Origin of the sequence: Aeromonas sp. 97A, assembly GCF_051919185.1 — a bacterium.
GTDB classification, from domain to species: Bacteria; Pseudomonadota; Gammaproteobacteria; order Enterobacterales; family Aeromonadaceae; genus Aeromonas; species Aeromonas veronii.
In genome coordinates this window covers 263,110-278,658 of record NZ_JBQBFF010000001.1, presented here as the reverse complement: position 1 = coordinate 278,658, position 15,549 = coordinate 263,110, and the positions used below count along the sequence as shown (strand labels likewise).

Sequence of the window (15,549 nt, the reverse complement as noted above, 5' to 3'; positions counted from 1 at the left end):
TCGAACAACCTATCTACAAATGAGGGGCGCGGCGGAAATACCGTCTATCTCGCAGAGGATGAACGAAGATGTTGAAATTGCTCCAACAGGTCCGGGTCCCCACCCTCGACCTGCCGGTCGAAGCCCGGCGCAAGCTCTGGTTCAAGCCGTTTATGCAATCTTATCTGGTTGTATTTATTGGCTATTTGACCATGTACCTGATCCGCAAGAACTTCAACATTGCGCAAAATGACATGATCCAGGAGTACGGTCTCTCCATGACCGAGCTTGGCATGATTGGCCTTGGCTTCTCCATCACCTACGGGGTGGGCAAGACCATCGTCTCCTACTACGCCGATGGCAAGAACACCAAGCAGTTCCTGCCGCTGATGCTGATCCTCTCCGCGCTCTGCATGCTGGGCTTCAGTGCCAGCATGGGCGGCACCGGTTTCAGCCTCTACTTCATGATCTTCTTCTACGCCCTGAGCGGTTTCTTCCAGAGCTGTGGCGGTTCGTGCAGCTACTCCACCATCACCAAGTGGACCCCTCGCAACAAGCGCGGCACCTATCTGGGCATGTGGAACCTCTCCCATAACGTGGGCGGTGCCGGTGCGGCCGGTGTGGCGCTGTTCGGTGCCAACTACCTGTTCGATGGCAACGTGCTCGGCATGTTTATCTTCCCCTCCATCATCGCGCTGATCGTCGGCTTTATCGGCCTGCGCTTTGGTAGCGATTCGCCGGAAGCCTATGGCCTTGGCAAGGTGGAAGAGCTGTTTGACGAAGTGGCGAGCGAAGAGGATATCGCTACCGAAGAGCAGAAGCTGACCAAGTGGCAGATCTTCGTGAAGTACGTGTTGCTCAACAAGGTGATCTGGCTGCTCTGCTTTGCCAACATCTTCCTCTACGTGGTGCGTATCGGTATCGACCAGTGGTCTACCGTCTATGCCCACCAGGAGCTGGGCTTCTCCAAAGACGTGGCCATTCAGGGCTTTACCTTCTTCGAAGTGGGCGCACTGGTCGGCACCCTGATGTGGGGTTACCTCTCCGATCTGGCCAACGGTCGTCGTGGTCTGGTGGCTTGCGTGGCGCTGGCGCTGATCATCGCGACCCTGGGTCTCTACCAGCATGCGACCACCCAGTTTATGTTCCTGGGTTCCTTGTTCACCCTGGGCTTCCTGGTGTTTGGTCCGCAACTGCTGATCGGCGTCGCCGCCGTGGGCTTCGTACCCAAGCAGGGCATCAGCGTGGCCGATGGCGTCAAGGGCACCTTCGCCTACCTGATTGGTGACAGCTTCGCCAAACTGGGTCTGGGCATGATCGCCGATGGCACCCCCATTTTCGGTCTGACCGGCTGGACCGGCACCTTCGCGGCGCTGGATATCGCAGCCGCCGCCTGTCTGGTGCTGATGGGTTGTGTCGCGGTCGCCGAGGAGCGCAAGATCCGCCGCATCAAGCGCGAACTGAAAGCCGCCGAGCTGGCTGCCCAGACCGCCTGATAGCCATAACAACAGACGCAGATTGTTCAGGGCCACCCACAGGGGTGGCCCTTGTTGTTTGGGAAAATCCCAATCCCTGCAGGCCCATATCAACCTGCACTGCCGTTCAAGGGACGGGCATATCCCCATCAAGATCCCACTTTTCATATGGACTTTTGGTAAAAGCCCCCCGCTGGCGCTATCTTGTTGCTCCCCCTTGTCAGCATCACAGAGAGCAGATGAAGATCGTCGCCGTCACCGCTTGCCCGACCGGTATCGCCCATACCTATATGGCTGCCGATGCCCTGCAAAAAGCCGCCACTGTGCTGGGACTCAAGATCAAGGTCGAGACACAGGGCGCCATGGGCATGGAAAACATGCTGACCGCCCGCGATATTGCCAGCGCCGACCTGGTGCTGATTGCCTCCGATATCGAGATTGAGCAGAAAGAGCGCTTCCTCGGCTGCACCATCCATCAGGTGAGACTGGAAACCGTGCTGCTGGATGCCAACGCCGTACTCAAGGCCCTGCCGATCCCGGCCTGATGCTGACCCGCGAAATCACCTTCTACTGCCAGCAGGGGTTGAGCATCACCCAGGCCAAGCAGTTGAACCGGCTGGCGGGGATGTTCAAATCCACCATCCGCTGCGCCAACCTCACCCGACGTCAGACCGTTGCCGCCAACAACCAGCTCTCCCTGTTGACCCTCGCCACCCAGCCCGGCGATCTCTGCCAGTTGCAAATTGAAGGGTGCGATGCCGAGCTCGCCCACATGGCCTTCACCTGCTGGTGCGGCGAACTGGGTCAACCGCTGTTGCGCCCGCGCACCGCCGCGCTGGCGGAGTTGCGACTGACCAACGCTCTGCCCGACTACCATTTTGCCCTGCGCCAGCTGGCCTACAGCCCCGAACCGCTGACCAAAGCCGAAGCGCTCGAGCATCTGATTGATCTGCTGCCCGCCGAGCTGGTCAGCAACAGAGCCGCGCTGGAGGAGGCGATCAGTCGGCGCGAGCAGGTCTCGGCCACCATCATCCGCCCCGGCCTTGCCATGCCTCATGTATTGAGCGAAGGGATCAGCCAGCCAGCGCTGACCCTGCTCAATTGCAAGGAGCCCATCGAGTGGGGCTCTCAAATCGGGCCGGTGCAGACCATTATTCTGCTGGCGGTGCCGATTGGTAGCGGACGGGAGACCCTGCGCCCCCTTACCCGACTGGCACAGGCGATGATCGACGATGTGGTCAGCCATGCCCTGCTGTTGGCGGGCTCGGCCCCCGCCCGTCAGGCTATCGTGATCGAGAGCCTGCTGAGCTAGGCGAATTGGCTCTGGGCGCTGCTTGCTGTAACGCCAGCCATTCATCCTGCCCTCAGCACCCTGTGGTACACTCGCTGCCATCGTCTGTCTGAAGTGTGTATCCGATGAAATCTCCCCGCTCCCGTCTCTCTGTCAGCCGCGCGCCGCGCGATAACGCCCCGCGCACGGCGGCCAAACCAGCCGCACCCCGCCATGCATCCCCCCGCAAACCGGAGTTGGCCCCAGAGGATCGCAAATTGCTCCTGCTGAACAAGCCCTACATGGTGCTCTGCCAGTTCACCGACGAGGCGGGCCGCGAGACCCTCAAGGATTACATCAAAGAGCCCGGCATCTATGCCGCAGGGCGGCTCGATCGCGACAGCGAGGGGCTGCTGCTGCTCACCAACGATGGCAAGCTGCAGGCGCGCCTCACCCAGCCGGGGGAGAAGACCCCCAAGACCTACTGGGTGCAGGTAGAAGGCATCCCGAGCGAGGAGAAACTGGCCGCCCTGCGCGCCGGGGTGGAGCTCAACGACGGCATGACCCTGCCTGCCGGGGCGCGCATCATGGATGAACCTGCGGTGTGGCCGCGCAATCCGCCGATCCGCGAGCGCAAGGAGATCCCCACCAGCTGGCTGGAGATCAAGATCATCGAGGGGCGCAACCGGCAGGTACGGCGGATGACAGCCCATATCGGCCACCCCACCCTGCGCCTTATTCGCTACGCCATCGGTGACTGGACGCTAGATGGTCTGGCTCCCGGCGAGAGCCGCTGCCTGCCCGCTCCCGAGTTGGCACCGCTCTCCACCGGCCGCCCGCGTCCCTCCTCATCCCGTTCAGGCGCTCATACCGCCAAACCGGCCAAACCGGCAGGGGAGGCGCCACGGCGGGCCAGCCAGCCGAGACGGGACGAGCGTCCCCGCAGCACTCACCCAACCGAGCGCGCAGCCACGAACCCGACCGGCGGCAAACCCCGCAGCAGCGGGCGAGGAACGGCACGCAGACCCGCCCGTGCGGGCAATCCAAATAGCAGCGACAAGGAGTCATGATGAGCAATCAGGCAGATCACTCGACCACCAGCCACGCCCGTATGGAGGCGCGCCTGACGGTCGCCGCCCTGGTGCAGTGGCAGGGGCGCTTTCTGGTGGTGGAAGAGGAGATAAAAGGCCAGCGCCGCTTCAACCAGCCCGCCGGCCATGTAGAGGCCGGTGAAGATCTGCTCACCGCCGCCTGCCGCGAGCTGAAAGAGGAGACGGGGCTGACCGCCACGCCTACCTCCTGGCTGGGCACCTATCTCTATAAACCGGCCGACAGCGAGGCCACCTATGTACGCACCGCCATCATCTTCGACCTTGAAAAAGCGCCGGGTCAGCACCATCCAGAGGATCCTGACGGCGATGTGCTGGCTTGCCACTGGCTCACTCTGGAAGAAATAGCGGAATGTAAACCGGCCCTGAGAAGCCCCTTGGTATGGCAGTGCATTCAGGATTATCTGGCGGGGACACGGCTGCCGCTCTCGGCCCTCAAGGCCTTTATCTGAGGCCATTTGACACTCTTTTTCGGTGACAAAGGCCAACAACAGAAAAACGATTTCCTGCTATCAGGCTCCTGATGGGAACTGCGGCATGGAGATGTGACCGGGGGCGCAAAACTCTGGTAGAATACGCCCCGTTTAAACGAACTGGTAACTTCGACTAATGACAGACAACAGCCAAATCAAGGTGATCGTCGGCATGTCCGGCGGCGTGGATTCTTCCGTCTCGGCCTACCTGCTCCAGCAGCAGGGCTATCAGGTCGAAGGCTTGTTCATGAAGAACTGGGAAGAAGACGACACGGACGAGTACTGCTCTGCCGCCCAGGATTTGGCTGATGCCAAGGCCGTCTGCGACAAGCTGGGGATGAAACTCCACACCATCAACTTCGCGGCCGAGTACTGGGACAACGTGTTCGAGCACTTCCTCGAAGAGTACAAGGCTGGCCGCACGCCGAACCCCGATATCCTGTGCAACAAGGAGATCAAGTTCAAGGCGTTCCTCGAATTTGCCGCCGAAGAGCTGGGTGCCACCTACATCGCCACCGGCCACTATGTGCGCCGTGACGACAGCACCGGCCGCCCGCGCCTGCTGCGCGGTCTCGATACCAACAAGGATCAGAGCTACTTCCTCTACACCCTGAGTGAGAAGCAAGTGGGTCAGAGCCTGTTCCCGGTTGGCGCTCTGGAGAAGCCCGAGGTACGCCGCATCGCCGAGCAGCTGGATCTCATCACCGCCAAGAAGAAAGACTCCACCGGCATCTGCTTTATCGGTGAGCGCAAGTTCAAGGACTTCCTGGCCAAGTTCCTGCCCGCCCAGCCCGGTAAAATCGAGACCGTGGATGGCAAGGTGATCGGCGAGCATCAGGGTCTGATGTATCACACCCTGGGCCAGCGCAAGGGGCTCGGTATCGGTGGTCGCAAAGATGCCACCGAAGAGGCCTGGTATGTGGTCGACAAAGAGGTCGAGCGCAACGTGCTGGTGGTGGCGCAGGGCGAACATCCCCGCCTCTACTCCGATGGTTTGATTGCCAGCCAGCTGCACTGGGTGGATCGCACCCCGATCCGCGAGCCGCGTCGCTGCACCGTCAAGACCCGCTACCGCCAGCAGGATATCCCCTGCCTGATCCAACCCATCGACGACGAGACCATCCGGGTCATCTTCGACGAGAAACAGGCTGCGGTGACCCCGGGCCAGTCCGCCGTCTTCTACGACGGGGAAGTGTGTCTGGGCGGCGGCATCATCGAACAACGTTTCAGCCATCCGGTTTGAATCCTTAACAGAAGGCAGCAGACGTGAGCGATAAATTCCAAGACAGAACAATGGCCTTTGCCGGCATCTGCCAGGCCGCGTATCTGGTGCAGAAGGTGGCCCGAGACGGCAGCTGTGACGAGGCCGCCCTGCGCGAGAGCCTCTCCAGCATTCTGGTGACCAACCCGAGCCAGCCGCTCGAGGTGTTCAACAACACCCATCTGGCCATTCGCGACGGCTACCGTGCGCTGGTCGAACAGCTGGGTGCCGACGGCAGCCAGAAGAATGCCGAGCTGACCCGCTACGTGGTAAGCCTGATTGCGCTAGAGCGCAAGCTGGCCAAGCGCAAGGACATTCTCAATATGCTGGGTGAGCGGATCAGCCAGATTGGCCGCCAGCAACAGCACTTCGATCTGCTCGACGAGCAGATTTTGGCCAACATGGCGAGCATCTACAGCGATCTAATCAGCCCCATCGGGCCGCGCATCCAGGTGGCGGGTACCCCGCTGTTCCTGCAGCAACCGCTGGTGCAGCACAAGGTGCGCGCCCTGCTGCTGGCAGGCATTCGTGCCTGTGTGCTGTGGCGTCAGCTCGGTGGCAGCCGCACCCAGATCATCTTCGCTCGCAAGAAGATGGTGGAGCTGGCCAAACGTTACTAATCATCGGCTCGCGCGCGGGCAAGCGAGGTCAGCATCAGGGTAAACAGCCGCACATCCGCCTTGATGACGACTCAGCCCCACGCGCGAGTGGATACGGATCCCCCACACCAATCATCAGGAGTTCACCCCATGGAGCTGTCCGCGCTGACTGCTGTTTCCCCGATTGACGGTCGTTATGGCGACAAGGCCGATGCCCTGCGCCCTATCTTCTCCGAATTCGGCCTGCTGCGTTTTCGCGTTGAAGTCGAGGTTCGCTGGTTGCAAAAACTGGCCAGCCACGCCGGGATCCCGGAAGTCCCTGCCCTGAGCGCGGCCGCCAACGCCATGCTCGACGGCATCGTCAGCAACTTCAACGAGAGCGACGCCGCCCGCATCAAACAGATCGAGCGCACCACCAACCATGATGTGAAAGCGGTGGAGTACTTCCTCAAAGAGAAAGTCGAAGTGAACCCGGAGCTGGCGGCTGTCAGCGAGTTCATCCACTTCGCCTGCACCTCGGAAGACATCAACAACAACTCCCACGGTCTGATGCTGAAAACTGCCCGCGAAGAGGTCATCAAGCCTTATTGCGAAAAGCTGATCAGCGAGCTCAAGCGTCTGGCTCACGAGTACCGTGACATGCCGCTGCTCTCCCGCACCCACGGCCAGCCGGCGACCCCGAGCACCATGGGCAAGGAGATGGCCAACGTCGCCTACCGTCTGGAGCGCCAGTTCAAGCAGATCATGGCGGTGGAGATCCTCGGCAAGATCAACGGTGCGGTCGGCAACTACAACGCCCACCTCAGCGCCTACCCGGATGTGGACTGGCACCAGTTCTCCGAGGAGTTTGTTACCTCCCTGGGCCTGACCTGGAACCCCTACACCACCCAGATCGAGCCGCACGACTATATCGCCGAGCTGTTCGACGCCATGGCCCGCTTCAACACCATCCTGATCGACTTCGACCGCGATGTGTGGGGTTACATCTCCCTGGGTCACTTCAAGCAGCGCACCATCGCGGGGGAAATCGGCTCCTCCACCATGCCGCACAAGGTCAACCCCATCGACTTCGAGAACTCCGAAGGCAATCTGGGTCTGGCCAACGCTGTGTTCCAGCATCTGGCGAGCAAGCTGCCTATCTCCCGCTGGCAGCGTGACCTGACCGACTCTACCGTACTGCGCAACCTGGGTGTGGCGGTGGGTTACTCCCTGATTGCCTATCAGGCGACCCTGAAGGGTATCTCCAAGCTGGAAGCCAACGACGCCGCCATGGCCGCCGATCTGGATGCCAACTGGGAAGTGCTGGCCGAGCCGATCCAGACCGTGATGCGCCGCTACGGTATCGAGAAGCCCTACGAGAAGCTCAAGGAGCTGACCCGTGGTCGCCGCGTCGATGCCGAAGGGATGCGCACCTTTATCGACACCCTGGAGTTGCCGGAAGCGGTCAAGGTCGAGCTGAAGAAGCTGACCCCGGCCAACTACATCGGTGACGCCCAGCGTCTGGTTGATCTGCTGAAATAAGCGGATAAATGACACTACCGGGGCCCTGTGCATGATCTGCAACAGGGCCCCGGTTATTTTATTTGGCACCCTATACACGGTTTGCAAGAGGGCTTGCCCGAGGCCGGCAGCCTCCTCTGGCAAGACCTCTCCTGACCTTTGTCGAACCCTTTGACGAGAAGATCTATGTACGAACTCAATCTGGATATCGCTCACTTCCTCGAGCACTACTGGCAGAAGCGCCCGCTCCTTATCAAGGGCGGCTTCAAGGACTTTCAGGACCCCATCAGCCCGGACGAGCTGGCGGGTCTGGCCATGGAAGAGGTGGTCGAGTCCCGCCTCGTCACCCGTTTCGACGGCAAGTGGGATGCCGCCCACGGCCCCTTCGAATCCTACGACCATCTGGGCGAAGAGAACTGGACCATTCTGGTACAGGCTTGCAACCACTGGGCTCCCGAGGTGAACGAGCTGGCCGTGCCGTTCCAGTTCATCCCGGGCTGGCGCTTTGACGATGTGATGGTGAGCTTCTCCACCCCCCATGCGGGTGTCGGCCCCCACATCGACAATTACGATGTGTTTATCACCCAGGGTCTGGGCAAGCGTAACTGGCGGGTTGGCGATGCCAAGCCCCTCAACGAGTTTGCCGCCCACGCCGCCCTGCTCCACTGCGAGCCGTTCGAGGCGATCATCGACGTCATCATGGAGCCGGGCGACATCCTCTACATTCCGCCCGGATTCCCCCACGAAGGCTACGCCATCGAGCCCTCCATGAACTTCTCGGTGGGTTTCCGCGCACCGGATGTCAAGGCGCTTATCTCCTCCTTTGCCGATCACCTGATCGACAACGAGGTGCGTACCGAGCGTTACGGCGATGCCGATCTCAAGCCCCGCACCCATCACGGCGAGATCCAGCCCCACGAGCTGCACCGTCTGCGCGAGCTGATGCAGCAGGCCCTCGATGACGAGACCCTGTTCAAGGAGTGGTTCGGCACCATGATCTCCGAGGCCAAGCACGATCTCGACGTCAATCCGGTCGAGCCGGACTACAGTGCTGAGGAAGTGGCCGACCTGCTGACCCAGGGCGAGCCCGCCATCAAGGTACCGGGTCTGCGCACCGTCTGGTTTAGCGGCGAGAGCCAGCAATGCTTCATCGACGGCGAAGCCTGGACTCTGCAGAGCGAAGACGCAGCAGCCATTTCGCTCTTGTGTGACAAAGACATCATCACTCAAGCCGATATGGTGGAGCTGGCCGATCAGGCCGGTTTCCTGCAACTACTGACCCGTCTGGTCAACCGCGGTTACTGGTTCTTCAACTGATCCGGCAGTAACCGAAGGATAAAAAGGCGCCTTATGGCGCCTTTTTTGTCACTCAGATGCGGTTCAATTAACAATCGATACGCGAAACTGAACCCACTCTTGATGAACCGACAAGTGGTGATTTATTGAACTAAGATCGATGGGTATCATGCGTCCGTCCCTGTTCAAAAGAGAAGCGCCACCATGCAAATCACCTCCCGGCCCATGCCGCTGCCCGATTACGGCAAATACCCCTCCTCTCCCGCTGTCACACCCGAGCAGGTCAGTCAGGCCCGTAACGAAGCACTGACCAAGAAGGATGAATTGCAGGCACAGAGCGAAGATAAAGCAACGGCTCGCAGAACCCTGGCGGTCTCTTATACGGCTAACCAACAAGATAAAGCCGTGGTAGAGCGCTACCTGGAGGCCAGCGGTCAGGAGAGCGACAGCAAGTCGGGCCCGAGCACGGCTGATATGTATCAGGCTGCGAATCGCTACCAGCGCCAGCAGAATCTGAGCGACTACTTGCAATTCCAGCAGAGCCCGCTCGCCCGGCAGATGGGTGACATGGTGGGCGAAGATAATCGCAAGGGCACCCAGCTCGATATCATTGCCTGAGCCTATATGCTCGAATAAGCCCGGCAGGGACTGATATAAACTGAAAAAGCCCTCGATGAGGGCTTTTTCGTTATGGCATGTCGCTGCGACTTCTCGTTATAACGTCTCGCTATAAATGGGACACTTCTGCCTGCGCGTCCGGCAGCTCGTCGGGAAGTTCATCAAACAGCGGGTGATAGAGCACCTCCCCCTGCACACCCGCAAAACCGCGCTCCTGTAGCTCCATTGCCATAAAGCAGTCGGCAGGCACCTCATAGATGCAGTGCAGGCCAAACTCGCTGGCCGGGCGGAAACCGAAACGGCTGTAATAGGCCGGATCCCCGAGTACCACCACCCCTTTCCAGTCCATCTCGAGCGCCGTATCAAGCCCTTCACGGATGAGATCAGAGCCAATCCCCTGACCTTGCCAGTCGGGATGAACCGCGACCGGCGCCAGACCGAGCCAGGGCCCTTCCATGCCGTTAATGGTGATCGGGCTTAGCATCAGGTGCCCCATGAACTCGTACTCTTCCTCTTCGACCATGGTCACTACGGCAGCACCACATTCGCGCAGGCGGTTGACCAGTTCGGCCTCATCGGAACGACCGAAGGCGGCACTCAGCAGCTCATAGACCGGCAGCATGTCACCGGGGCGCTCGGTTCTCAACATCAGGTATTACTCCTCGTACAGCAGAGCGGGCATTATTCCACACAACGGCTGGTCATTCTGAGTACCTTTGTCCAAAAATGGGAGGGTGCACTCAGGAAAACGAGCGGCAAACTGCTGCTGCAAGACGGTTAGCGTAGCCGGGGTGACCCTGTTCATCGCCTCGCGGTAGGCCAGCCAGAGGGCGGGAGCCTCCCGCGCCAACCGCTCAAAGGTCAGTTCTGGCGTTTGATACCAACAGCCATCCAGCTCATCGACCAGCTCCGGCAGCTCCACCAGCAGCCGTAACTGCTGATAGCGTATCTGCGGCGAGTCACCGTTGCCGCCCAGCGCCTGCGCCATCAATTGGTTGAACCAGTGGAGCCGTGATGCGCGCTCCTCGCGGCTGAGCAGCTCGGGCCCTTGACGCCGCAGCGCGGCCAGTTGCAGCAACCACGCCAGCCCCTGTTCATCCCAGTCTTTCAGCAAGACGCAGCCAAGGTGGGACAACTGCTCCGGTTCGGCCTGCTCCAGCAGATCGACGGGGTAACAGTGCAGCTCCAGAGACCTCTCAAGATGCGGCGGGCAGCGAATAGAGCAGGACTCCTCCCCCGCGCCCCTCTCATCCACAAAGAGCGAGATGGCCAGCTTGCCGTTGGCACTCTGCCGCTCCAACGTTACAGGATCCCACAGGATCACCACGGCGACCCGCTCATCAGAAAACCAGCAGGCAATCTCCTCTGCCAAGGGATTGGGTAAGGAGGGTGCGCGATCCAGTCGCCAGTAGCTCACCTCGCACGGCTGGCGACCACTGATATGGCGCCGCCCGCGATAGTGCATCCCCACTTTTGCCATCACCCGGCCGGAGGCTAAATTGTCTGGCATATGGCGAGCCGTCAGCGCAGGCAGTTGCAGTTGGTCAAAGGCGAACCCCTTGACCAAGCCAGCGGCCCGGGTCGCCAGACCGCGATTTTGCCAAGGCACGCCCACCCACCAGGCGAGCTCGCCATTCCAGTGCAGGGAGATCACCCCAAGCAACGCCGCACCTTGCTCCTCTGGCAAGGTGATGGCCCAGCTCCAGCCAAGGCCAAGCGCCGCCTTGCGCCAGCTGAGCGCCAGCCAGTCGCGGGCCCCCTCCGGCGGATAGGGGTGAGGAATATTGAGGGTGTAGCGCGCCAGCGCCTCGTCGCTGCAGTAGCGCACTATCTCGCGTTCATCGTCGGCCTGCAGTGGTCGCAATACGACACCTGATAGCGAATGCCCCTCAGCCAGGGTCGGCACCGTCACGCGGCGCGCCAGCAGGCGATTGAGCACGGCGCCCAAATCGGCCTCGGGGGTGAGCGGCAGATCGGCCCCCACAGGGCCAAGGGTGAGCAGTCCCTGCTCCCTGGCGAGGGTCAGCAGCGAGGTGGAGGCACTGATCAGGATCTGGCGGCTGGGATCAACATGAAATCCGCCAGCAGATCCCCATCGAGCCAGGCAGCCAGCAGGGCCCCCGGGCAGAGCACCCCATCAGGAGGACTGCTCGCCCAGGGAGCATCGGTTTGATCGAGGGCAGCGGCCGCCTCTTTGCCCAGTAGCAGCTGCCAGCGATGACCCTGCAGCTGCCAGACCTGCAACAGCGCAGTCCACTGCGGTTGCCACAGACTGGCCTCGATCAGCAGTTCCATCAGCTGGCCTGACAGGCCGCTGGCAGCGTCAGATGGCGGGGATGGGCTTCGATACGGGCGATCCAGCTACGGATAGCGGGCCACCCCTGCAGGGAGAAGATCCCCTCCTCTGCCACGTGGGTGTAGGCATAAAGGGCGATATCGGCGATGGTAGGCGCATCACCGCACAGATAGGGGCTCTGTTTCAGCTGCTGCTCCATTACCGCCAGCGCCTTCTCGCCACCGGCTTTCAGCCCGTCGAGACGCGCCTCCTGGGACTCGGGGCGGCCGAGATAGTGAACGATAAAGCGGGCCACCGCGATGTAGGGCTCATGGCTGTACTGCTCGAAGAACATCCATTTGAGCACCTCGGCCTGCTGGCGCGGATCGGTTGGCCACAAGGCGCTGCCTTGCCCCAGATAGAAGAGGATGGCGTTGGATTCCGCCAGCGTATCGCCCTGGCCAATCTCCAGCACCGGGATCTTGCCGTTGGGGTTCATGGCCAGAAATGCGGGGGTACGGGTATCCCCCGCCTGAATATCCACCTCTACCCACTCAAGGGGCAGATCCAGCCAGCGGGCCAGCAGCCACACCTTGTAGCAGTTGCCGGAACGCAGATCACCATACAGACGCATACACACTCCTTGTGAAAACAGATTTGAACAGCGCGATCAGGGAGCCAGACGCTCGATATGCCAGCCATCCCCGTCGCGGGTGTAGTAGAAGCGGTCGTGCAGCCGGTGCTCGCCCCCCTGCCAGAACTCCACCGTCTCGATCACCACCCGGAATCCGCCCCAGAAGCTCGGCAGCGGCACTTCGCCATTAGCAAACTTCTGCTTGAGCTCGAGGAACTTGGCCTCCAGCACGCCGCGGGCCGAGATGCGGGTCGACTGTTTGGAGACCCAGGCAGCGATCTGGCTATCCTTGGGACGGCTGTGGAAATACTTCATCACCTCGAAGGTGCTCATCTTCTCCACCCGACCGGTCACATGCACCTGACGGTCGAGCGTATGCCAGGGGAAGAGCAGGCTGATACGAGGATTGCCTTCCAGCTGCTGCGCCTTGCGGCTACCCATATTGGTGTAAAAGACCATCCCTAGGGCATCGTAGTGCTTGAGCAGCACAGTGCGCTGCCAGGGCTGACCATCGGCATCCACCGTCGCTACCACCATGGCGGTGGGATCGGTCAGTTTGGCCTCACAAGCCTGCGCCAACCACTTCTCGAACAGCGCCAGCGGCTCGGCCGGCAGATCGGCCCGGTGCAGCCCGCCACGGGAGTATTCACGGCGCAGATCAGCAACATCCATCATCTTGATTTTCCTTCAAATAAATAATGGTTCCACGACCATCAAGAGAGTGACGCAGGCATTGTGCGCTCGATAAAGCGACCTTGTAAACCATACAAAAAAAGCGAAGAGGCTAACGCCTCTTCGCTTGGTTTATCAATTTACCAAAGATGGGTAATGTCACCCTTGGGTTATCTGGTTTAGTAGCTCATGATCTCACGACGACGCAGCAGCGCAGCGATACCAAGGCCCAACAGCGCGAACAGACCGGTCGAACCGCCGCCACCACCGCCGCCATTGCTTTCAGGCTGGGGAGCAGGTGTATCACTGCTCTTGGTCGCCAGTTTTGGCGTAATGGCATAGAAGATATTGTCGCTACAGGCCAGCTTGAGGCGAACAGCGCTGCCAGCATTGGCCGGAATGGTCACCTCATGGGCGCCATTGTTGTTCACGCCATTGACCAGCGGCTGCCAACTCTTGCCTTCATCGTTGCTATAACTGATATCGACCCGCTGACAGTTGATGCGGCCACCGTCGGTTCCAGCTACTTGCCAGTTCACTGTGGTCGGGCTGCCAACCAGAATACGCTGGTCAGGGGCTGGCAATATCTTGAAGGTTTGTGAACCTGTATCGACCACTTCGACCGAGGTCTCATCATAGGCACCACCGCCTTTTCCATCACGGGCCACCAAACGGAAATTCAGAGTACGCGGTACATTGACCCACGGATCGCCCTTCTCTTCATCTTTTATTAGCCCAGGCTGTTGCAACATAAATCGTTCATATCCCCTTAGCTGAGTAGCCAAAGAAGGAAAGTGACGTTCAGGAGACGTTGCAGGCTCTACAAAACGATATAAGGGTCCATCGTTCAATTTCCCATAGTAAATATCAGATGCACTCTCTGTCGCTCGACCAAGATCAACCTGTTCCCAGGTAAAGGTCATTCCATCTTCACCAGAACCAATCCCTGTGAGTGAAAATGCAGTTCTAACAGGAATAACTTTTGATTGCGATGCTGGCGAGATATTCACATCAATATCTTGCTTGGTCATAGGCTCAACAGCGCCACAATTATCTGGACGACTGGCTAGCACAGCAAGCATCTGCTCAATGGACTTGCTATGAAAATAACCTGTCGTTTTAGATTGCAGATTTTGTGACCCCATGCCAACTCTGCCCGGATAACCCATGATGGTCGCACCGCTACCAACCTCCCAAGCGGAATTAGCTACACGTCCGAGGATGTCGACATTAAAGATATGCTCTGCACCGAGCTGATGACCCACTTCATGCGCAAAGGTATCGACAAACACCGCATCAATCTCTGCGATTCCCGCTCCCGAGCTGCCATTACCGGCTCCACTCATTGCATTAGAACGCAAATTTCGACCAGGGGCGTTTTCCCCGCTATAACCCCGATTTGGAGCTGCGCATAGCGTTCCCATTGCCAGACCAGAATAATTGGTAGTCGTAAGCACGTGACCAATATCAAAATCGCCTAGTTTTTTAGTGAGATCTGTCTCTCTGTGAGCCATCAGCTGGACGAGCTCATTTCGATAAGCATCGTTTCTATCCATGATTGGCGTGGTGAGAGTTGCATCTGCATTGTCTCCATTAAAAAACAGGTCTGTAGATGCATCTTCAAAAATGACATTGTCATTGCCATCAGCCAAGATAAATTTTATACCGAGATCACGCTCATATATTTCATTGACTCGAGCCAGCAATGTTACAATAGATGACAAAGCGCCTACTTTACCATGAAATGAGGAGGTATACTCTCCAGTGGTAGATATCGCAATCCGATATATTTTTATTCCAGGAAAGTTATAATTTTGTGCTGCTTGCTTAGTTGCACTATCTAACAATGAGCGCTTTTTTTCACTTTCATGCTCACTTGTATTATTCTGCATCAGCTCTTCATGATGCCCATTTTTTCGCGGTTTTACATTTTTCTTGTAATAAACAGAATAAAGACCACTACGTTGAACATCAATAAACACCTGCTCCCCTTGGTGCATAAACATGCCATTAAAACCACGTGGGGAAATATCAAAACTACCAGTGTTATTTTCATTACCCACCTCATGGCCTTTAAAGGTCATGATATCCGGATACTTGGCGGCCAATGCAGGTGGCAATACCGACGAGGGCTGCACTTCAAATTGCACCATTCCACTATTGGGTAATGGCAAGGTAATCAGCGTATCGCCAGCACGCAGATTTTGAATAAACTCTTCATCGACCTCAAAGCTGGTATAGGCACTAGTTGTGACTGTATCAGCCGCCTGCCTATTGTGTGCTTCGACCATATGCCATGGGGATGCCAGCGCGATATTAGCTGACATTGCGATGACAACTGAGATTGCATTTATTGTGAACTTCATCATTATTAATCACCTGACTGAA

The 15,549-nt window shown here is 58.8% G+C and carries 14 protein-coding genes and 1 pseudogene; 10 read left to right on the top strand and 5 right to left on the bottom strand.

The window, feature by feature from the left end:
• The first annotated feature begins 68 nt into the window (after positions 1-68).
• The 10 genes from uhpT (at position 69) to ACTG27_RS01295 (ending at position 9,580) form a co-directional block, all read left to right on the top strand.
• Positions 69-1,475, top strand: a complete 1,407-nt coding sequence (uhpT, locus tag ACTG27_RS01340; protein ID WP_005334609.1) for a hexose-6-phosphate:phosphate antiporter — start codon at positions 69-71, stop codon at positions 1,473-1,475.
• A gap of 218 nt (positions 1,476-1,693) precedes the next feature.
• On the top strand, positions 1,694-1,999 hold the full coding sequence (locus ACTG27_RS01335; RefSeq protein WP_040095930.1) for a PTS fructose transporter subunit IIB: 306 nt from the start codon (positions 1,694-1,696) through the stop codon (positions 1,997-1,999).
• Entirely contained in the window at positions 1,999-2,766 is a 768-nt protein-coding gene (locus tag ACTG27_RS01330; protein WP_439978957.1) for a PTS sugar transporter subunit IIA, read from the top strand. Before ACTG27_RS01335 ends, ACTG27_RS01330 begins: the two co-directional genes overlap by 1 nt.
• 104 nt (positions 2,767-2,870) lie before the next feature.
• A complete protein-coding gene (gene rluE / locus ACTG27_RS01325) occupies positions 2,871-3,794 on the top strand; it encodes a 23S rRNA pseudouridine(2457) synthase RluE (RefSeq protein ID WP_439978956.1) in 924 nt (307 codons plus the stop codon).
• Positions 3,794-4,285, top strand: coding sequence for an NUDIX hydrolase (locus tag ACTG27_RS01320; RefSeq protein WP_439978955.1), 492 nt, complete (start codon positions 3,794-3,796; stop codon positions 4,283-4,285). The genes rluE and ACTG27_RS01320 overlap by 1 nt, the downstream gene beginning before the upstream one ends.
• 157 nt (positions 4,286-4,442) lie before the next feature.
• Complete coding sequence (gene mnmA, locus ACTG27_RS01315) at positions 4,443-5,549, top strand: tRNA 2-thiouridine(34) synthase MnmA (RefSeq protein WP_258721816.1); 1,107 nt, start codon at positions 4,443-4,445, stop codon at positions 5,547-5,549.
• A 23-nt stretch (positions 5,550-5,572) separates the two neighbouring features.
• The gene (hflD, locus tag ACTG27_RS01310) at positions 5,573-6,187 is read left to right on the top strand and encodes a high frequency lysogenization protein HflD (protein WP_005334622.1); all 615 of its coding nucleotides are present in this window, start codon (positions 5,573-5,575) and stop codon (positions 6,185-6,187) included.
• Positions 6,188-6,316: 129 nt separating this feature from the next.
• Complete coding sequence (gene purB, locus ACTG27_RS01305) at positions 6,317-7,687, top strand: adenylosuccinate lyase (protein WP_439978954.1); 1,371 nt, start codon at positions 6,317-6,319, stop codon at positions 7,685-7,687.
• 165 nt (positions 7,688-7,852) lie between these two features.
• Complete coding sequence (locus tag ACTG27_RS01300) at positions 7,853-8,983, top strand: ribosomal protein uL16 3-hydroxylase (RefSeq protein ID WP_439978953.1); 1,131 nt, start codon at positions 7,853-7,855, stop codon at positions 8,981-8,983.
• A 183-nt stretch (positions 8,984-9,166) separates the two neighbouring features.
• Entirely contained in the window at positions 9,167-9,580 is a 414-nt protein-coding gene (locus tag ACTG27_RS01295; protein ID WP_439978952.1) for a hypothetical protein, read from the top strand.
• Positions 9,581-9,689: 109 nt separating this feature from the next.
• Here ACTG27_RS01295 and ACTG27_RS01290 read toward each other — a convergent pair whose 3' ends face one another.
• The 5 genes and pseudogenes from ACTG27_RS01290 to ACTG27_RS01270 all read right to left on the bottom strand — a co-directional run bounded on the left by ACTG27_RS01290 (position 9,690) and on the right by ACTG27_RS01270 (position 15,530).
• Positions 9,690-10,229, bottom strand: coding sequence for a GNAT family N-acetyltransferase (locus ACTG27_RS01290; RefSeq protein ID WP_005344037.1), 540 nt, complete (start codon positions 10,227-10,229; stop codon positions 9,690-9,692).
• Between the two features lie 6 nt (positions 10,230-10,235).
• Positions 10,236-11,875, bottom strand: a pseudogene (locus ACTG27_RS01285) (GNAT family N-acetyltransferase).
• Positions 11,875-12,489 carry a glutathione S-transferase family protein gene (locus ACTG27_RS01280; protein ID WP_439978951.1) on the bottom strand — a complete coding sequence of 205 codons (615 nt, stop codon included), beginning with the start codon at positions 12,487-12,489 and terminating at the stop codon, positions 11,875-11,877. The pseudogene ACTG27_RS01285 and the gene ACTG27_RS01280 overlap by 1 nt, the downstream one beginning before the upstream one ends.
• Before the next feature lie 36 nt (positions 12,490-12,525).
• On the bottom strand, positions 12,526-13,164 hold the full coding sequence (gene pdxH, locus ACTG27_RS01275; protein ID WP_139734964.1) for a pyridoxamine 5'-phosphate oxidase: 639 nt from the start codon (positions 13,162-13,164) through the stop codon (positions 12,526-12,528).
• Between the two features lie 176 nt (positions 13,165-13,340).
• The gene (locus ACTG27_RS01270; RefSeq protein ID WP_439978950.1) at positions 13,341-15,530 is read right to left on the bottom strand and encodes a reprolysin-like metallopeptidase; all 2,190 of its coding nucleotides are present in this window, start codon (positions 15,528-15,530) and stop codon (positions 13,341-13,343) included.
• Between the last annotated feature and the right edge of the window lie 19 nt (positions 15,531-15,549).